We start from the raw sequence: 17,210 nt of genomic DNA, 5'->3' as shown, positions 1-17,210 counted from the left end.
GGTGATGACGGTGGGTGGCGGGGTGGTGGTGGTCGTCGTCCGGCGCGTGACGATCCGGCGGGCGGCGCGGGGCGGCGGCGGGCGGTGGACGATCCGCTTCTTCTTCACCTTGGTCTGCTTGACGAGCGGCGGGCGCTGGGGATGGTCCACCATGTGGACGGCCCCGCCGCCGATCACGGCGCCACCTGCGGCACAGGCCGTCAGTTTCGCCAAGGCCATTCGCACTGACATCGTCACATCCTCAAACCAGGCGGAGGCTCAAACCCGTCGGGGGACGGCGTCGCCGCCAGGCCGCCCGCAGGCCGCCCACACGGCCGCCATGTGTTCGCCTTTGTCATTATAGTGACCAAGAAATCCCTAAGGTCCAACCCCGTTGTTCGAAACCGCGTTCAGCTTTGGGATTCGCGCCGGCCGGATCGAATCCGGTTCGAACCCTTCCCGCACTTCGGCCGGTGGCGATTCGAGGATCGGGTGTGGAAATAGGCCATCTCGTCCGGCTTTCGTCCATTTCCCGTTCACCTCGCAATATTATTATATAATGAGTGTTTACGATGAAATGCCGGTCGCTTGCGGCGGACGGTGGCACCGACTATAGGCGCTCTCGACCATTAGGGGGCGGCCCCGAGGACACGGTGCGAAGCGTCGCACCGACGGGCCCTTTGGGAGAGTGGTATGGCGACGGTGTTTAATCGCGTGACGGACTCCACCGGGCCGGATGTGGCCAACGATATCGATGAAAATTATCGTCCCAGCGCGGACGAGCCTTTCATGAGCCTGAAGCAGCAGGCCTATTTCCGGCGCAAATTGCTGGATTGGAAGGAATCGATCCAGCGGGAGGCGCAGGGCACCCTGTCGCAGCTTCAGATCGACTCGCTGCGCGAACCCGATCTGACCGATCGCGCGTCGAGCGAGACGGACTGGTCGATCGAACTTCGCACTCGCGATCGCCAGCGCAAGCTGATCTCGAAGATCGACGCCGCGCTGCGTCGGCTCGACGAGGGCGAGTACGGCTATTGCGAAGTGACCGGCGAACCGATCAGCCTGGGTCGGCTGGAAGCCCGGCCCATCGCGACCATGACGGTCGAGGCGCAGGAGCGTCACGAACGGAACGAAAAGGTCTCCCGCGACGACTGACGCATCGCCGCTGCCGGTTTTCGCCCGCACAGCCGGGCGCTGACCGGTGGGGCGCGTCGGCATGGCGCAAACGACTTGCCCCATTGGGCGACAATCTGTTGGGCTCATCCTACATTAAGGAATTGGCAAGGCCGTCGCGGGTAACGCATGGTCGGGCTAGAAAAAAACGGGCACCAACGGATTTCGATATGGACGCGATGAACCGCGAACCCGGAAACGGGACTCAGATGGTGGAAGACAACGATTCGAACCGGGCTGATCGTACCGGTCGGCGCGACAGCCTGTTGCTGATGGCGCAGATGACCCTGGCGGGCGATGCCGCACCGCGCGAAGTGCGGGTCCGCAACATCTCCGAGGGCGGATTGATGGCCGAACTGCCCCTCGCGGTGGAGATCGGCGCGCCGATCACCTTCGATCTGCGGGGCATCGGGCCGGTCGCGGGTCGGGTCGCATGGAGCACCCAGGGACGGGTCGGCGTCGCCTTCGACCGTCCGATCGATCCCAAGCTGGTCCGCAAGCCGGTCGGCGGCGGCACCACGACGCCGGATTACGCCAAGCCCGCAACGGGTTTGCGCACCCGCCCGTTCAGCTACTGAGGGTTATCCGAAATTTTCCTGTGGGATGACCACCGCTCCGGTGGTCGTTTCTCACCGATGCACGAGCGGGGCAGGGGCCCTTTCGACCCGATCATCCCGACCCCGAAAGCGGGGCCGAAGGCCGCGGCGGGTCCGACGACCCGCGCGGCCAGCCAAGGCTATAGGCCTTGCATCTCTTCCTTCAGCTTCAGCTTCTGCTTCTTGAGATCCGCCAGAATCCGAGTGTCCGGCACGGGACGCTGCGATTCGGCGCTGATCCGCCGATCGAGCGTAGCGTGCTTGGTCTCCAGGGCCGTTTGATGCGCCGTATACATAGGGCTTCAACTCCTGTCGTTGCTGTGGGGAAGGAAGTAAATCACCAAAAAGGCCATCTGTCCCCCCTCTTTTTAGCAGAATCGACCGACCGAGCGATTTGGACGGATGACGTGTTGCCGCCCTTCACCATGGAGCGGCAGGCGTGCCGGGGTTCGGCCACATAACGGCCATTGCCGTTTATGGGACCGGACCCTAGAGGGGCGGACGGACGCCGGAGTTTCCGGGCGTCGGCTCATCAGGGACCCGTCGGAGGGGAGCAGGATGGACGTCACGCTGGCGCGCGCGCGGATCGACATGTTGCGTGTGGAGCATCGCGATCTCGACGATGCCATTTCGGCGCTGTTGATGGCGCCGACTCCCGATCAGTTGCAGATCGCCCGCCTCAAGAAGCGCAAGCTGCGGCTGCGCGACGAGCTGGCGGAACTCGAAGATCGGCTGATCCCCGACATCATCGCCTGAATGCGCCGTATCGGACATGTTGTCCGACACCGCCACTTGTCAGCGACCCGGCCCCGTGCGAGCGTCCGGTGATGCTGCGTTTCACTTTCGACAGCCATTTTCAAAGGCGGCTGATCGACAGCCTTTACGCCGAGGCGATGATCCTGGCGGAGGCGTCACGCGGCTATTTCGACGGGATAGGGCGTGAGGAGCGCGACATGCTGGGACCGGTCCAGCGCGTAAGTTTCTCGTGTGAATCGGTAAAGGTAACGACCCGGCTGATGCATGTCCTCACCTGGCTGCTGACCCAGCGCGCGGTCGAGGCGGGCGAACTCCACTGGGCCGAGGCGCGGCTCCCGGCGCGGCGACTGGCCCGTTCGCCCGAATCAGATATGCGGCAGGTCGGCCAACTTCCGCCACGAGCGTTCAGGCTGACCCAGGCCAGTATCGACCTGCACGGCCGGGTCGAACGGCTCGACGTGATGGCCGACGGCGCACTGCGGACAATGAGCCCGGTTCGCCTGCTTCAGGCCCGGTTGAGCCGCGCCTTCTAACCCAGCAGCCGCGCGCGCGCCGCTGCATATTGCCGGGCGAGCGTCGCCACGCGCTCGGCGGCGGGTTCGATCCGGTCGATCGCGCCGATCCCCTGGCCAGCACCCCAGATATCGCGCCAGGCCTTCGCGGCCTGGCCGCCGCCGAAATTCATCGCCGCCGCATCCCCTTCGGGCAGATGGTCTGGATCGAGGCCTGCGGCCAGGATCGAGGCGCGCAGGTAATTGCCGTGCACGCCGGTGAACAGGCTGGAATAGACGATGTCGCTGGCTCGCCCCTCGACCACCGCCTGCTTGTAGGCCGCGGCCGCATTCGCCTCGACGGTCGCGATGAAGGGCGAGCCGATATAGGCCAGGTCGGCGCCCATCGCCTGGGCGGCCAGGATCGCATCCCCCGTCGCGATCGATCCCGCCAGCGCCAGCGGACCATCGAACCATTGACGGATTTCCTGCACCAAAGCGAACGGAGAAAGCCGCCCGGCATGACCGCCCGCCCCCGTCGCCACCGCGATCAGGCCGTCCGCGCCCTTTTCCACCGCCTTGCGCGCGAAACGGTCGTCGATTACGTCATGCAGGGTGATGCCGCCCCAGCCATGAACCCCCGCATTCAGATCCTCGCGCGCGCCCAGCGAGGTGATGACGATCGGCACCTTCCACTTGGCACAGACCGCCAGATCGGCCTCCAGCCGGTCGTTGGAACGGTGGACGATCTGGTTGACCGCGAAGGGCGAGGCGGGGCGATCGGGATGGGCCCGGTCGTGCGCGGCCAGTTCCTCGGTGATCCGGTGCAGCCATTCGTCCAGCAGGCTGGAGGGCCGGGCGTTCAGCGCCGGAAACGACCCGACGATCCCCGCCTTGCACTGGGCGATGACCAGATCAGGGTTGGAGATGATGAACAGCGGCGACCCGATGACGGGCAGGGCCAGACGACTCAAGGCAGGGGGCAGGCTCATGGCTTGACGATAACGTAAAGGTAAGGCCTGTCCAGCGTTCGCCGATGTGACAAAGTGACATCAGCGTCATTTGCTTTGCCGTGGCGAGCGCGTAGAGATCGGGCCATCCTGAAATGAGAGGCTTAGATCGCCATGAAGTCCGCTTTTTCGGTCCTGCTTGCGTTGACCGTGTCCACCCCGGCGCTCGCGGCGGGCCAGTTGCCCCAGACGGTGGCACCGGTGCTGTACGACATCACGGTGCGTCCCGATGCGAAGGCGATGACCTTCGCCGGTGAGGAAACCGTCGATGTCGATGTGCGCCAGGCGACCACGGCGATCGTTCTCAACGCCGCCGAACTGACGATCACGCGCGCGACCTTCGACGGCAAGCCGGTGTCCTTCGCGCTCGACAAGGAGGCGCAGACGCTGACCCTGACATTGCCGCAGGCGGCCTCTGTCGGACGGCACAAGGTCGGCTTCGCCTGGACCGGCACGATCAACCGCTCGGCCAACGGGCTGTTCGCGATCGACTATACCAATGCCGACGGCACGCCCGACCGGATGTTGGCGACCCAGTTCGAGGCGCCCGACGCCCGCCGCTTCGCGCCGATGTGGGACGAACCCGCCTTCAAGGCCAAGTTCCGCCTGACCGCCACCGCGCCCAAGGGGCAGCGCGCGATCAGCAACATGCCGGCCGCCTCGATCACACCCCAGGCGGACGGGTCGCAACTGTACCGCTTCGACGAGACGCCGGTCATGTCAAGCTATCTGCTCTATTTCGGTTCGGGCGATCTGGACCGGAAGACGGTGAATGCGAACGGCGTCGAGATCGGCGTGGTCAGCCGCAAGGGCGTGGTCGACCAGGGCGATTATTCGCTCGCCTCGGCAACCAGGCTGCTCGCCTATTATAACGACTATTTCGGCACGCCCTATCCGCTGCCCAAGATGGACATGATCGCCGGGCCGGGGTCCAGCCAGTTCTTCGGCGCGATGGAGAATTGGGGCGCGATCTTCTATTTCGAGAATGAACTGCTCTTCGATCCCAAGGTCATGACCGAGAGCAACCGGCAGCGCATCCACACGGTCGTCGCGCATGAGATGGCGCATCAGTGGTTCGGCGACCTCGTCACCCCGCGCTGGTGGGACGACCTGTGGCTGAACGAGGGTTTCGCTTCGTGGATGGAGGGCAAGGCGTCCAACGACCTGAACCCGAGCTGGAAGGCCGCCGCCGCCAGCATCGCGGGCGAACGGGAATCCGCGATGGGCATCGACGCGACCAGCGCGACCCATCCGATCATCCGCAAGGTCGAGACGGTCGACCAGATCGGCGAGGCGTTCGACAGCATCACCTATCTGAAGGGGCAGGCGGTGATCGGCATGCTGGAATCGACATTGGGCGCGGACACGTTCCGCAAGGGCATCCGCGCCTATATGGCCAAGTATAAATATCAGAACACCGTGACCGAACAGCTTTGGGAGGAATTGTCCAAGGCGTCGGGCACCAATGTCGCGACGATCGCCCATGACTTCACCTTGCAGGGCGGCGTGCCGCTGATCACGATGCAGGGTTCGCGCTGCGAAGGCGGCCAGACGGTCGCGATGCTCGGCCAGGGCCGGTTCGGCCTGGATGCGGCGTCGAAGGCGGCGCAAACCTGGCATGTGCCGATCCGCGTCGCGACGATCGGTGGTGGTGAGACGAGCGCCATCGTCACCGGCGCGGCCGCGACACCGGTCAGCGTGGGCGGGTGCGGCACCCTGGTCCTGAACCGGGGCAAGGGCTCTTACACCCGTGTCATGTACGACGACGCCGGGCACGCCGCGATCGTGCGCGATTATGCCCGTCTGTCGCTGGAGGACCGGTTGGGCACGCTGGGCGACGATTATGCCCTGGCGGCTGGGGGATATCAGGATCTCGGCCGTTGGTTCGACCTGATGGCCCGCGTCTCGCCCGAGGCGGATCCGCTGGAATGGGAAACGGTGGCGGGCGAATTGTCGCGCCTCGACGGCCTGTATGAGGGCACGCCGCTCGAAAAGCCCCTGCGGGCCAAGGTGGCCGCGATCCTGTCTCCGGTGCTCGCCCGAATCGGGTTCGAGGCCAAGCCCGATGAGGGCGCGCTCGTCAGCAACCTGCGCGAAACGCTGATCGGGCGGCTGGGGGCCAGCGGCGACGCGATGGTGGCGGCGCGGGCACGCGGCTATGTCGCGGCGCTCGCGAAGAATCCGGATGCCATTCCGGCGGCGATCCGCCAGCCGATCCTGGCGACCTATGCCGCCCGCGCGACGCTCGCCGAGTGGGACCGGCTGTACGAACTGGCCAAGGCCGAGCGCAATCCGGTGGTGAAGAACCGCTATGTCTCGCTGCTGGGCTTCGCCGAGGACGAGGCTGCGGCGCGTCGGGCGCTGAGCGTGTTGAAGAACGACACCTTCACCCCGCCGCAGCGCGCGGCCCTGCTCCGCTCGATCGCGGGGGCACATCCCGACATGGCGTTCGACTGGGCGGTCGCGAACAAGGCGCTGGTCGACAGCTTCCTGGAAGAGAGCAACCGTGCGACCTTCATCGTCGGGCTGGGCGCGGGCTCGAACGATCCGGCGATGCCCGGCAAGATCGAAAGCTGGGCCGCCGCCAACCTGCCCGAAGGGTCGCGCGGCGGGGCCAAGCGGTCCATCTCGCAGATCGCGGTGCGCAAGGCGGTGGCCGAACGCCTCAAGCCCGCCGTCCAGGCCTGGCTGGCGCGCTGATGCAAAGGTTGGCGGGGGAGTAACCCCCGCCGACCCTCAGCCCTAACCTCCGTTCAGCCTGAGCGAAGTCGAAGGCCAAGGGAAACTCTCGCCACTTGTCTCGACCGACATGGCGTGGCCTTCGACTTCGCTCAGGCTGAACGGGGTTGCGGTATTGCCGCCCGCGGCCGGCTTGCCATAATCGGCGGACGGCTCTGCAACCCCTTGCCTTGCTTCCAAAAACGCGGAACCATGACGGCTCCGTCATTCAATCGAGAGCTCTTCGTGATCCGCAACAGCCTTGTCCTGCTTCTCGCCCCCACCGCCCTGACCGCGCCGCTCGCCGCGCAGGAGGAGGGGGAGAAAAAGACCCCGCATCACGAAGCCGCCAAGGCCGAGGCGGAGGCGGCCTGGGCGCGCGCACCGCTCGACGAGACCGAGGTGCGGCACAAGGATAGCGTGACGATCAACGGTCGCAGCTATCCCTACGTCGCCTCGGCGGGGACGCTGACCGTCCGCGATATCGAGGGCAAGCCGACCGCTTCGATGTTCTACACCGCCTATACGCTCGATGGCGTGAAGCCGGGCACCAAGCGGCCGGTGACGTTCCTGTATAATGGCGGGCCGGGCTCACCCTCCTTCTGGCTGCGCATGGGGTCGTTCGCGCCGATCCGCATCCGCACGACCAGCCCGGAATTCGTCCGACCGGCGCCCTATGACGTGGGGCCCAACCCGGACTCGCTGCTCGACAAGACCGACCTGGTGTTCCTCGACGCGATCGGCACCGGCTATTCCCGACCGCTGGGCGATATGAAGCCCGCGCAATTCTATGGCGTGGATGAGGATGTCGACGTGTTCGCGGGCGCGATCCAGCGTTACGTCACCAAATATGGCCGCTGGATGAGCCCGAAGTTCCTGCTCGGCGAAAGCTATGGCACGTTGCGCTCCGGCGCGCTGGCGTATCAGTTGCAGGAAAAGGGCATGGCGCTGAACGGCGTGGTGCTGCTCAGTTCGATCATGAATTACGGTTATCGCCAGCCGGGGCTGGATCAGGTCTATCTCAATTACCTGCCCAGCTATGCGGCGACCGCTTGGTATCACAACCGTCTGGCCGATCGCCCGGCCGATGTCGCGACGGTGGTGGCGCAGGCACGGGCCTTCGCGGTCGGACCCTATATGTCGGCGCTGGCCAAGGGGCAGAGCATCTCGCCCCAGGAGCGCGACCAGATCGCCGAGCAGATGAGCCGGTTGATCGGCATTTCGCCCGAGTTCATCAAGCGCGCCAATCTGCGCATCGACCTGCCGCGCTTCCAGAAGGAGTTGCTGCGCGGGTCGGCCCGGACGGTGGGGCGGTTCGACTCCCGCTATCTGGGAATCGACACCGACGCGGCGGGCGAGCGGCCGGAGACGGATGCCTCTTCGGACGCGATTTCAGGAGCTTATATCGCGTCCTTCCAGGATTATCTGCAATCGACGCTCGGCTACAAGACCGAGTTGCCTTATCGCCTGTCGGCGCGCGATGCGGCGGGCTGGACCTGGAACTGGAAGCACAAGTCGCCCGACGGGGGGCAGAACAATCCCAACACCGCGATCGACCTGGCCGCCGCGATGCGGGCGAACCCGTATCTCAAGGTGCTGTCGATGAACGGCTATTACGACATGGCGACGCCGTTCTTCGGGACGGAGAACGACCTGGGCCATATGATGCTGGAGCCCGCGCAACAGGCGAATCTGCGGTTCACCTACTATCCGGCGGGGCACATGACCTACCTGAACCCGGATGCGCTGCGGAGCATGAAGGCGGACCTGGCCGGTTGGTATGACGAGGCGGTGAGCGATGCGAAATCGGCGACGCCGCCGGTTCCGCCTTCGGGGCAGGGGGCGACGCCCTCAGGTCGAAGCGGAGCAAACTGAACGGCAGAGGGGCGGTGACGGTCGGACCGTTGCCGCCCAGCAGACAGGTTACGAGCCGTATCGCCCATAACGAGTAAGTATCGGATAAATTCTGGAAAATGGTGGACGCACTTGGGCTCGAACCAAGGACCCGCTGATTAAGAGTCAGCTGCTCTACCAACTGAGCTATGCGTCCATCGCCGATTTTCGGCTAGGCGGGGAGGGTGTCCCCGGCTGGTCGGGCGCTGTTAGCGGAGCGACTCCGACCTGCCAAGGGGGTTTTTGACATTTTTATTGTCGCGGGGCCGCTTCTCCGATCTTGGCCGGGGGCAAGCGTTAATAGCCGACGGTGAAGCGCTGGCGGATGTGGCGGGGCTGTTCGATCTCGTCGACCAGGGCGATGGCGTAATCCTCGAACGAGATGCGGCTGCCTTGGTCGTTGGTCAGAAGCCGGTCGATGCCGAGGCGGAACCGGCCCGTCCGCTCGCCGGGGACGAACATCGCCGAGGGCGAGAGGAAGGTCCATTCCAGATCGTCCACGCCCCGCAGCAGGTCGAGGAAGGTCGCGCCCGCACGCGCCTCTGCCTTGTACGCCTCCGGGAAGTCGGGCTGGTCGATCAGGCGCTGGCCGGGTGCGATCTCCAGGCTGCCCGCGCCGCCGACGACCAGATAGCGCGTCACGCCGGAGGCGCGGACGGCGTCGATCAGGCCTTGCGCGTCGGTGGTGAGGAAATGGACCGAACTGATGACGGCGTCATGCCTGCGCAATGTCTCGACAAGTGCGGTGGTGTCGCTCACATCGCCTGCAACCGGGGTCACACCGGGCAGCGTCGCGATCCGTTCGGGCGTGCGGGCGATCGCGGTCACGGCATGGCCGCGATCCGACAACTCCCTCAGGATACGCGAGCCCGCATTTCCCGAGGCTCCGATCAGCGCGATCTTCATGGTCTTTCCTTCCGATGGTCCACTTTGTAGACCTTGGAGTTATGCAGAGCAGCACCGCGCCACAAGACGTCCTTTTCGAGGGACCAGGTCACACCGGCCTGACCGGGGAGGGCGGTTGCCCGATCCGCGACGTGCTCGACCGGATCGGGGATCAATGGAGCCTGTTGATCCTCGCCGCGCTGGAGCCGGAAACGTTGCGCTTCAACACGTTGCTGCGCCGGATCGGGGACGTGTCGAAACAGATGTTGTCGCGGACGCTCCGCAGGTTGGAAGAGGATGGGTTCGTCGAGCGGACCGTCTATCCCGAGGTGCCGCCGCGCGTGGAATACCGCCTGACGGAGTTGGGGCGGTCGTTTCTGGAGCCGATGCGCGGGCTGATCCGCTGGGCGGATGCGCACCAGGCGGAGGTGGAGGCGGCGCGGGCGGCGTATCGGGCTCGAGGCTGACGGGGCCTGCCCCTCCACCATGCCCTTCGGTCGCGGTCCCCCGTCCGCATCGGGGATGGGGAAGGGGACCGCCGGGCGTCAGCCCGGTGGTGGAGGGGCGAGCCGTCAGGCGATGTGGACCGACTTCGTAATCATATGGTTCGCGATGCCTTCCGGCCCGTCCTCCGAGCCATAGCCGCTTTCCTTGACCCCGCCGAACGGCGCGTCGCCCCAGCTGAGCCGGACGGTGTTGATCGCGACCATGCCCGCCTCGATCTCGTCGCCCAACTGGTTCTGGCGGCGGCCATTCTCGGTGAAGCAGTACGCACCCAGGCCGAAGGGCAGGCGGTTCGCCTCGGCGATGGCGTCCTCGGTGGTGGCGAAGGGACGGATCAGCGCGATCGGGCCGAACGGCTCCTCGTTCATCGCCTTTGCCTCCAGCGACACATCGGCCAGCACGGTGGGGGCGAAGAAGAAGCCGTCTCCGCTCTTCGCCTCGCCGCCGGTCAGCTTGCGCGCGCCGTTCTTCACCGCATCCTCGATCATCGCGCCGATCGCTTCGGGGCGGCGGGGATTGGCCATCGGGCCCATCTGCGTGTCGGCGGACAGGCCGTCACCGATCTTCAGCGCGGCGGCGCGCTCGGCAAAACCCTTGGCGAAGCGCTCGTAAATCCCCTCCTGCACATGGAAGCGGGTGGGGGCGACGCAGACCTGGCCCGCATTGCGGAACTTGTGGGTGACGAGCGTGTCGAGCGTCTTGTCGAGGTCGCAGTCGTCGAAGACCAGCACCGGGCCATGCCCACCCAGTTCCATGGTCGACTTCATCACCGTGTCGGCGGCGAGCTTGAGCAGATGCTTGCCGACCGGCACCGACCCCGTGAAGCTGAGCTTGCGCGTGACCGGCGAGGCGAGCAGGTGGCGCGACACGGCGTCGGGCACGCCGAAGACGAGCTGCGCGACGTCACCCGGCAGGCCCGCATCCTGGAAACAGCGCAGGATCGCGATCGCACTGGCGGGGGTTTCCTCGCTGGGCTTGAGGATCACCGAGCAACCGGCGGCGATGGCGGGCGACAGCTTGCGCACCGGGTTCATGACGGGGAAGTTCCAGGCGCAGAAAGCGGCGACCGGGCCGACCGGCTGTTGCAGCACCAGCGAGCGGGTGCCGGTGGGACGCGGCAGGACGCGGCCATAGATGCGGACCGCTTCCCCAGCGTGGAAGTCGAGCAGGGCGGCGGTGGCCGCGACCTCGCCGCGCGCCTCGACGATGGGCTTGCCTTCCTCCAACGTGGCGAGGCGGGCGAGATCCTCGGCGCGCTCGCGGACCAGGGCGGCGGTGCGGTGGAGTATGGCGGCGCGTTCCTGGGGCGCGGTCTTGCGCCACAGGTCGAAGCCGCGCGCGGCGGCCTCCAGCGCGCGGTCCATGTCGGCGGTGGTCGCGAGCGGCAGGTCGCCCAGTGGCTGGCCGGTCGCGGGGTTCAGCACGGCCTGCGTCTCGCGCCCCTCCGGCCCCAGCCATTCGCCGCCGATATAGAGGCCGGTCTTTACGTCAAAATCGGGGGCGGTCATGCGCGTCCTTTCCAAGACTGTAAGCGTTTGATGCGGGCGGGAGATTGGCCCTGGCGGCTATCGATGCAAGGGCCGGTCGTGCCGAACCGGGCTTCTGTCCGGATCGGGGGAGCAAAAGCGGGGCTTTGTGCGTCCCAAGCATTCCGGCATTTCCTATCGGGGGGATCGAGATAGGTTGTGCGCCGAAACGAAAAGGGACGGGTCCGTATGCGAGCACCATTTCCGGCCATGATGGCCGCATTGATGATCGGGGCGGTCGGTCTGGCTGGCGGCCTGTCCGGCTGTTCGGGCGGAGGCGATGGCGGCAAGGGCTCGGTCGAGTTGCTGAACGTCAGCTATGATCCGACGCGCGAACTGTACAAGGACGTCAACGCCGCCTTCGCCAAACAGTGGCAGGCCAGGACCGGCCAGACCGTGTCCTTCCGCATGAGCCATGGCGGATCGGGCAAACAGTCGCGTTCGGTGATCGACGGGCTGTCGGCCGATGTGGTGACGCTGGCGCTCGCCTATGACATCGACGCGATCGCCGAGCGGGCCAAGCTGCTCCCCGCCGACTGGCAGAGCCGGTTGCCCGACAACAGTTCGCCTTACACCTCGACCATCGTGTTCCTGGTGCGCAAGGGCAATCCCAAGGGCATTCGCGACTGGGCCGATCTGGTGAAGCCCGGCGTGCAGGTCATCACCCCCAGCCCCAAGACCAGCGGCGGCGCGCGGTGGAATTTCCTGGCGGCCTGGGCCTATGGCAAGAAGGCGGGCGGGTCGGACGCGGCGGCGCAAAAATACGTCGCCGACCTCTATTCGCATGTGCCGGTGCTCGATTCGGGCGCGCGCGGGGCGACCACGACCTTTGTCGAGCGGGGTCTCGGCGACGTGCTGATCGCCTGGGAGAATGAGGCGCTGCTCTCCGAAAAGGAACTGGGCGCAGGCAAGTTCGACATCGTGGCCCCCTCCATATCGATCCTGGCCGAGCCGCCCGTCGCGGTGGTCGACGCCAATGCCAAGGCGCATGGCACCGAACAGGTCGCGACCGAATATCTGAAGTTCCTCTATACCCCGGAAGGGCAGGAGATCGCGGCGCGCAACTTCTATCGTCCGCGCGATCAGGCAGTGCTGGCGAAATATGCCACGACCTTCCCCAAGCTGGAGATGGTGACGATCCAGGACTTTGGCGGCTGGGCGGCGGCGCAGAAGCGGTTCTTCGCGGATGGTGGCGTGTTCGACGCCATCTATGCCGGCAAGGCCGCGCGGCGCTAACGGCATGAGGGCTGCAAAGCGCCGCTCGGCGCTGCCGGGCTTCGGCCTGACCATGGGCATGACCCTGTTCTGGCTGGGGCTGGTCGTTCTGGTGCCGCTGTCCGCGCTCGTCATCCGGGCGGCGGGCATGGGTTGGGAAGGCTTTGCCGAGGTCGGGTTGTCGCCGCGCGCATTGGCCGCTTACCGGTTGAGCTTCGGCGCGGCGCTGGCGGCGGCGGCGGTCAATGCGGTGTTCGGGCTGTTGATCGCGTGGATCTTGGTCCGCTACGAATTTCCGGGCAAGAAGCTGATCGACGCGGCGGTCGACCTTCCCTTCGCGTTGCCGACGGCGGTGGCGGGCATTGCGCTGGTGTCGCTCTATTCGGACAATGGCTGGGTCGGGTCGATGTTGGCGCCGCTGGGGATCAAGGTGGCCTATACGCCTCTGGGCGTAACGATTGCCCTGGTTTTCATTGGCTTGCCGTTCATTGTTCGCTCGGTGCAGCCAGTGCTGGCCGATCTGGGGCGCGATGTGGAAGAGGCGGCGGCGACGCTCGGGGCGACCCGCGCACAGACGTTTCGCCACGTCATCCTGCCCGCCATCGCGCCTGCATTGCTGACCGGCTTCGCACTCGCCTTTGCGCGAGGGGTGGGCGAATATGGCTCGATCATCTTCATCGCGGGCAACATGCCCTTCAAGTCGGAGATCGCACCGCTGCTGATCATCACCCAGCTCGAACAGTTCGACTATGACGGCGCGACCGCCATCGCCTGTGTGATGCTGGTCCTGTCCTTCGCGATGCTGTTGTTCGTCAATCTGCTCCAGGCGTGGCGCGCCAAGCGGGGGACGCGATGAGCGGCTCCAACCCCACCACCATCGAAAGCCCCTGGGCACGCCGGGCGCTGATCGGCACCGGTTTCCTGTTCCTGGCGTTGTTCCTGTTCCTGCCGCTGGTGATGGTCTTCGTGGGCGCATTGGCCAAGGGGTGGGAGACGTTCGCGACAGAATTGTCCGATCCCGACGCACTCGCGGCGATCCGCCTGACCCTGCTGGTCGCGGCCATTTCAGTGCCGGTCAACGCAGTGTTCGGCGTGGCGGCGTCCTGGGCGATCGCGAAGTTCGACTTTCGTGGAAAAAGCCTGCTCATCTCACTGATTGACCTGCCTTTTTCGGTGTCGCCGGTGGTGTCGGGGCTGATCTTCGTGCTGCTGTTCGGGGCGCAAGGATGGCTGGGGCCGTGGCTGACCGCGCATGGCGTGCGGATCATCTTCGCGGTGCCCGGCATCGTGCTGGCGACCGTGTTCGTGACCTTTCCCTTCGTCGCGCGGGAGATCATACCGCTCATGGCCGAACAGGGCCGCGACGATGAGGAGGCGGCGCGCTCGCTGGGGGCGAGCGGATGGCAGACCTTCTGGCATGTCACCCTGCCCAATATCCGCTGGGGGCTGCTCTACGGCGTGCTGCTGTGCAATGCCCGCGCGATGGGCGAGTTCGGCGCGGTGTCGGTGGTGTCGGGACATATCCGGGGGCTGACCAACACCATGCCGTTGCATGTCGAGATCCTTTACAATGAATATGACTTTGTCGGCGCGTTCGCGGTGGCGTCTCTGCTCGCCTCGCTCGCGCTGGTGACCTTGGGAGTGAAGACCGTGCTGGAATGGCGTTTCGGCATCCACCGGGCGGGAGCCGCGCATTGAGCATCACTGTCGAGAAGATCTCCCGCCGTTTCGGGGGTTTTACCGCGCTGGATCGCGTCTCTCTTGAGACGAAGCCGGGTGAGTTCCTGGCGCTGTTGGGGCCGTCCGGCTCGGGCAAGACGACGCTGCTGCGCACCATCGCGGGGCTGGACTTCGCCGATGAGGGGCATGTGCTGTTCGAAGGGCAGGACATGACCGGGACCCCCGCCACCGAACGCCGCATCGGCTTCGTCTTTCAGAATTATGCGCTGTTCCGCCACATGACGGTGGCGCAGAACATCGCCTTTGGCCTGACGGTCCGCAAGCGGCGCGACCGGCCCGCCAAGGCGGTGATCGCGGCCAAGGTCGCCGAGCTGCTCGCGCTGATCCAGTTGCCGGATATCGGCGACCGTTTCCCCGCCCAATTGTCGGGCGGCCAGCGGCAGCGTGTCGCGCTCGCCCGCGCGCTCGCGATCGAGCCGCGCCTGCTCCTCCTCGACGAGCCCTTCGGCGCGCTGGACGCGCAGGTGCGCAAGGACTTGCGGGGCTGGCTGCGGCGCATTCATGACGAGACGGGGCTGACCTCGATCTTCGTGACGCACGACCAGGAAGAGGCGCTGGAGATCGCCGACCGCATCGTGGTGATGCGCGGCGGCGTGATCGAACAGGTTGGCACCCCGCACGAGGTGCAGAGCGCGCCCGCCACCGCCTTCGTCTCGTCCTTCATCGGGGAGACGAACCGCCTGCCCGTCATGCGCCGCGAAGGGGCGGCGGTGGTCGGCGAGGGGCTGGCGGTCCTGCCCGATGAGGCGCGCGGGCATGGGGTGGGCGAGATTCATATTCGCCCGCACGATGTCGAACTGGCCGAGAGGGGGGACAAGGACGCCCTGGCGGTCACCGTCCTGACCGCTCGCCCGATCGGACGGTCGCGCCGGATCACCGCGCAGGTCGCCGGGGTGGCCGAGCCGCTGACCTTCGATCTGCCGGTCGCGGTCGAGGCGGCGGCCGGAGATTGTCTGGCGATCCGCCCCCTCCGCTATCGGATATTTTGAGCGGCTTTTGTGTTTGCCGATTTCTGACAATTCGCCTGGACGCCCGCTTCGCTATTTGCCAGCGGCGGATCGTCCGGGCATGACGCGGCGGTAATCGGGAGATCGGCGTGAAGGTCGGACAGGAATGCTGGCGGATCGAACAGGCCGACCGGATGGCGGTCATCATCGACGCGGAGAAATATTTCCGCATGGCCCGCCGCGCGATGCTGAATGCCCGGCGGCAGATTTTGCTGATCGGCTGGGACTTCGACGCGCGGATCATATTGGATCACGACGAAGCGCCCGGCGAGACGGTGGGCGACTTCATCTATTCGCTGGTCCAGCGGCAGCCGGAGCTTGAGATATATCTGCTCCGCTGGGACACGGGGGCGATCAAGTCGCTGTTCCGGGGGCGGACCTTCTTCACGGTGATGAAGTGGATGGCGCACAAGCGCATCCATACCAAGATGGACGGCCATCATCCCATCGCCGCCTCGCATCATCAGAAAATCGTCATCATCGACGATCAGCTGGCTTTTTGCGGCGGGATCGACATGACCAGCGACCGCTGGGACACGCGCGAGCATCGCGACAACGACCCCGGTCGCAAGCGTCCCGGCGGCCAGCCCTACAAGCCATGGCACGACGCGATCAGCGCGGTCGAGGGGCCCGTGACCCATGCGCTGGGCGAGTTGTTCCGCGAGCGCTGGCATCTGGCAGGCGGCAAGCGCATGGCACCGGCAGTGCCGGGTGCAAGCTGCTGGCCCGAGGGACTGGAGCCCGACTTCATCGACCAGCCGGTCGCGATCGCGAGGACCATGCCCGAAATGGACGATCAGGCCCCGGTGCATGAGAATGAAGCGCTGTTCCTGGCGCAGATCGCGCGGGCCGAACGCTATGTCTATATCGAGAGCCAGTATTTCGCCTCCCGCCGGGTGGCGGAGGCGATCGCCAAGCGGCTGGACGAAGCGGACGGCCCCGAATTCGTCATCGTCAACCCGCTGACCGCGCAAGGCTGGCTGGAGCCGATCGCGATGGACACGGCGCGCGCGCGTTTGATCGAGGCGCTGCGGCGGCGGGATCGGCATGGACGGTTGCGGCTCTATCATCCCTTCACGGCGGGGGGCGAGCCCATCTATTGCCATGCCAAGATCCTGATCGCCGACGACCGGGTCTTCCGGCTGGGATCGTCCAACCTCAACAACCGCTCGATGCGGCTGGATACCGAATGCGATCTGGCCATTGCGGTCGAACCCGACAGCGCGGCGGGACGGCGGATCGGCGCGATTCGCGACGATCTGCTTGGCGAGCATCTGGGCGTGGCCCCTGGCGACGTGGCCGAGGCCGTGGCGCAGACCGGCTCGCTGGTAAGCGCGGTCGAACAGCTGCGAGGGACCGGGGGGCGGACGCTGCGCCCCTATGAAGCGCCCGATCTGTCGAGCGTCGAGGAATGGCTGGCCGACAACGAGGTGCTGGACCCCGAAGGCCCCGCCGAGATGTTCGAATCGCTGACCGCGCGAAAGGGCCTCTTCCGGCGGCTGCGGCGGCGCTGATGGGCGAGGTCGTCAATTTCCGTCAGGCGCGCAAGGCTCTGGTACGCAAGGCGGCCGAACAACAGGCGACCGAGAACCGGGCGCGTTTCGGTCGAACCAAGGCGGAGAAGCAGCGCGATGCGGTGGAGCAGGAGCGGCTGCGCAAGGAACTGGACGGGGCCAAGCGCGAGGATTGACGTTTGGGCAATCGGCATTCCTCCCCT

Annotated in this window: 17 protein-coding genes, 1 tRNA gene and 1 pseudogene; 13 read left to right on the top strand and 6 right to left on the bottom strand. The window is 66.0% G+C overall.

Features of this window, described 5'->3' with window-relative positions; translation table 11 throughout:
• A pseudogene (locus SM191_RS03150) lies at nt 1-219 on the bottom strand (hypothetical protein); the annotation flags it as partial.
• A gap of 453 nt (nt 220-672) precedes the next feature.
• Between SM191_RS03150 and dksA the strand changes: the two are divergent.
• Together dksA and SM191_RS03140 are read left to right on the top strand one after the other, a co-directional pair.
• The gene (gene dksA / locus SM191_RS03145) at nt 673-1,134 is read left to right on the top strand and encodes an RNA polymerase-binding protein DksA (protein ID WP_267432390.1); all 462 of its coding nucleotides are present in this window, start codon (nt 673-675) and stop codon (nt 1,132-1,134) included.
• Between the two features lie 188 nt (nt 1,135-1,322).
• Nucleotides 1,323-1,730, top strand: a complete 408-nt coding sequence (locus SM191_RS03140; RefSeq protein ID WP_341504943.1) for a PilZ domain-containing protein — start codon at nt 1,323-1,325, stop codon at nt 1,728-1,730.
• Between the two features lie 158 nt (nt 1,731-1,888).
• Here SM191_RS03140 and SM191_RS03135 read toward each other — a convergent pair whose 3' ends face one another.
• Nucleotides 1,889-2,044: a DUF465 domain-containing protein gene (locus SM191_RS03135; protein WP_267432393.1), complete on the bottom strand. Its 156-nt coding sequence runs from the start codon at nt 2,042-2,044 to the stop codon at nt 1,889-1,891.
• Nucleotides 2,045-2,306: 262 nt separating this feature from the next.
• On the opposite strand from SM191_RS03135, the gene SM191_RS03130 reads away from it, so the two are divergent.
• Together SM191_RS03130 and SM191_RS03125 are read left to right on the top strand one after the other, a co-directional pair.
• Entirely contained in the window at nt 2,307-2,504 is a 198-nt protein-coding gene (locus SM191_RS03130) for a YdcH family protein (RefSeq protein ID WP_267432394.1), read from the top strand.
• Nucleotides 2,505-2,575: 71 nt separating this feature from the next.
• Nucleotides 2,576-3,037, top strand: coding sequence for a DUF1465 family protein (locus SM191_RS03125; protein ID WP_341504942.1), 462 nt, complete (start codon nt 2,576-2,578; stop codon nt 3,035-3,037).
• On the opposite strand, the gene SM191_RS03120 is transcribed toward SM191_RS03125, so the two are convergent.
• Entirely contained in the window at nt 3,034-3,987 is a 954-nt protein-coding gene (locus SM191_RS03120; protein ID WP_341504941.1) for an NAD(P)H-dependent flavin oxidoreductase, read from the bottom strand. The two genes, SM191_RS03125 and SM191_RS03120, sit on opposite strands and share 4 nt — an antisense overlap.
• 132 nt (nt 3,988-4,119) lie before the next feature.
• Between SM191_RS03120 and SM191_RS03115 the strand changes: the two genes are divergently transcribed.
• Nucleotides 4,120-6,705, top strand: a complete 2,586-nt coding sequence (locus SM191_RS03115) for a M1 family metallopeptidase (protein WP_341504940.1) — start codon at nt 4,120-4,122, stop codon at nt 6,703-6,705.
• A gap of 264 nt (nt 6,706-6,969) precedes the next feature.
• Nucleotides 6,970-8,598, top strand: coding sequence for a S10 family peptidase (locus SM191_RS03110; protein ID WP_341504939.1), 1,629 nt, complete (start codon nt 6,970-6,972; stop codon nt 8,596-8,598).
• Between the two features lie 99 nt (nt 8,599-8,697).
• Here the strand turns inward: SM191_RS03110 and SM191_RS03105 are convergent.
• Both SM191_RS03105 and SM191_RS03100 read right to left on the bottom strand, forming a co-directional pair.
• Nucleotides 8,698-8,773 (bottom strand) — tRNA-Lys (locus tag SM191_RS03105).
• A 140-nt stretch (nt 8,774-8,913) separates the two neighbouring features.
• Nucleotides 8,914-9,522 (bottom strand): NAD(P)-dependent oxidoreductase, encoded by a 609-nt coding sequence (locus SM191_RS03100; protein ID WP_341504938.1) that lies wholly within the window; start codon nt 9,520-9,522, stop codon nt 8,914-8,916.
• A gap of 41 nt (nt 9,523-9,563) precedes the next feature.
• Between SM191_RS03100 and SM191_RS03095 the strand changes: the two genes are divergently transcribed.
• On the top strand, nt 9,564-9,968 hold the full coding sequence (locus SM191_RS03095; RefSeq protein WP_306999875.1) for a winged helix-turn-helix transcriptional regulator: 405 nt from the start codon (nt 9,564-9,566) through the stop codon (nt 9,966-9,968).
• Between the two features lie 105 nt (nt 9,969-10,073).
• Here SM191_RS03095 and SM191_RS03090 read toward each other — a convergent pair whose 3' ends face one another.
• Nucleotides 10,074-11,513, bottom strand: coding sequence for an NAD-dependent succinate-semialdehyde dehydrogenase (locus tag SM191_RS03090; RefSeq protein ID WP_341504936.1), 1,440 nt, complete (start codon nt 11,511-11,513; stop codon nt 10,074-10,076).
• A gap of 207 nt (nt 11,514-11,720) precedes the next feature.
• Here SM191_RS03090 and SM191_RS03085 point away from each other — a divergent pair, with 207 nt between their 5' ends.
• The 6 genes from SM191_RS03085 to SM191_RS03060 all read left to right on the top strand — a co-directional run bounded on the left by SM191_RS03085 (nt 11,721) and on the right by SM191_RS03060 (nt 17,183).
• Complete coding sequence (locus SM191_RS03085; RefSeq protein WP_341504935.1) at nt 11,721-12,767, top strand: sulfate ABC transporter substrate-binding protein; 1,047 nt, start codon at nt 11,721-11,723, stop codon at nt 12,765-12,767.
• Nucleotides 12,768-12,771: 4 nt separating this feature from the next.
• Nucleotides 12,772-13,602, top strand: coding sequence for a sulfate ABC transporter permease subunit CysT (gene cysT / locus SM191_RS03080; protein ID WP_341504934.1), 831 nt, complete (start codon nt 12,772-12,774; stop codon nt 13,600-13,602).
• Nucleotides 13,599-14,444, top strand: a complete 846-nt coding sequence (gene cysW / locus SM191_RS03075; RefSeq protein ID WP_341504933.1) for a sulfate ABC transporter permease subunit CysW — start codon at nt 13,599-13,601, stop codon at nt 14,442-14,444. The genes cysT and cysW overlap by 4 nt, the downstream gene beginning before the upstream one ends.
• Nucleotides 14,441-15,475 carry a sulfate/molybdate ABC transporter ATP-binding protein gene (locus SM191_RS03070; RefSeq protein WP_341504932.1) on the top strand — a complete coding sequence of 345 codons (1,035 nt, stop codon included), beginning with the start codon at nt 14,441-14,443 and terminating at the stop codon, nt 15,473-15,475. The genes cysW and SM191_RS03070 overlap by 4 nt, the downstream gene beginning before the upstream one ends.
• A gap of 152 nt (nt 15,476-15,627) precedes the next feature.
• Entirely contained in the window at nt 15,628-17,007 is a 1,380-nt protein-coding gene (locus tag SM191_RS03065) for a phospholipase D-like domain-containing protein (protein ID WP_445949804.1), read from the top strand.
• Nucleotides 17,007-17,183: a DUF4169 family protein gene (locus SM191_RS03060; RefSeq protein ID WP_267432409.1), complete on the top strand. Its 177-nt coding sequence runs from the start codon at nt 17,007-17,009 to the stop codon at nt 17,181-17,183. The genes SM191_RS03065 and SM191_RS03060 overlap by 1 nt, the downstream gene beginning before the upstream one ends.
• Nucleotides 17,184-17,210: the final 27 nt, after the last annotated feature.

The organism is Sphingomonas sp. 2378 (genome assembly GCF_038084995.1).
Taxonomy (GTDB): domain Bacteria; phylum Pseudomonadota; class Alphaproteobacteria; order Sphingomonadales; family Sphingomonadaceae; genus Sphingomonas.
Note: the sequence above shows the minus strand (reverse complement) of the source record. Positions and strands in the feature narration are given on the sequence as shown.

Bases quoted from the DNA above. Each gene is read 5' to 3' on its own strand.
- SM191_RS03130 (WP_267432394.1), top strand. From the start codon at position 2,307: ATGGACGTCACGCTGGCGCGCGCGCGGATCGACATGTTGCGTGTGGAG.
- SM191_RS03125 (WP_341504942.1), top strand. From the start codon at position 2,576: ATGCTGCGTTTCACTTTCGACAGCCATTTTCAAAGGCGGCTGATCGAC.
- cysW (WP_341504933.1), top strand. From the start codon at position 13,599: ATGAGCGGCTCCAACCCCACCACCATCGAAAGCCCCTGGGCACGCCGG.
- SM191_RS03095 (WP_306999875.1), top strand. From the start codon at position 9,564: ATGCAGAGCAGCACCGCGCCACAAGACGTCCTTTTCGAGGGACCAGGT.
- dksA (WP_267432390.1), top strand. From the start codon at position 673: ATGGCGACGGTGTTTAATCGCGTGACGGACTCCACCGGGCCGGATGTG.
- SM191_RS03065 (WP_445949804.1), top strand. From the start codon at position 15,628: ATGGCGGTCATCATCGACGCGGAGAAATATTTCCGCATGGCCCGCCGC.
- SM191_RS03100 (WP_341504938.1), bottom strand. From the start codon at position 9,522: ATGAAGATCGCGCTGATCGGAGCCTCGGGAAATGCGGGCTCGCGTATC.
- SM191_RS03120 (WP_341504941.1), bottom strand. From the start codon at position 3,987: ATGAGCCTGCCCCCTGCCTTGAGTCGTCTGGCCCTGCCCGTCATCGGG.
- cysT (WP_341504934.1), top strand. From the start codon at position 12,772: ATGAGGGCTGCAAAGCGCCGCTCGGCGCTGCCGGGCTTCGGCCTGACC.
- SM191_RS03060 (WP_267432409.1), top strand. From the start codon at position 17,007: ATGGGCGAGGTCGTCAATTTCCGTCAGGCGCGCAAGGCTCTGGTACGC.
- SM191_RS03135 (WP_267432393.1), bottom strand. From the start codon at position 2,044: ATGTATACGGCGCATCAAACGGCCCTGGAGACCAAGCACGCTACGCTC.
- SM191_RS03085 (WP_341504935.1), top strand. From the start codon at position 11,721: ATGCGAGCACCATTTCCGGCCATGATGGCCGCATTGATGATCGGGGCG.
- SM191_RS03115 (WP_341504940.1), top strand. From the start codon at position 4,120: ATGAAGTCCGCTTTTTCGGTCCTGCTTGCGTTGACCGTGTCCACCCCG.
- SM191_RS03140 (WP_341504943.1), top strand. From the start codon at position 1,323: ATGGACGCGATGAACCGCGAACCCGGAAACGGGACTCAGATGGTGGAA.
- SM191_RS03090 (WP_341504936.1), bottom strand. From the start codon at position 11,513: ATGACCGCCCCCGATTTTGACGTAAAGACCGGCCTCTATATCGGCGGC.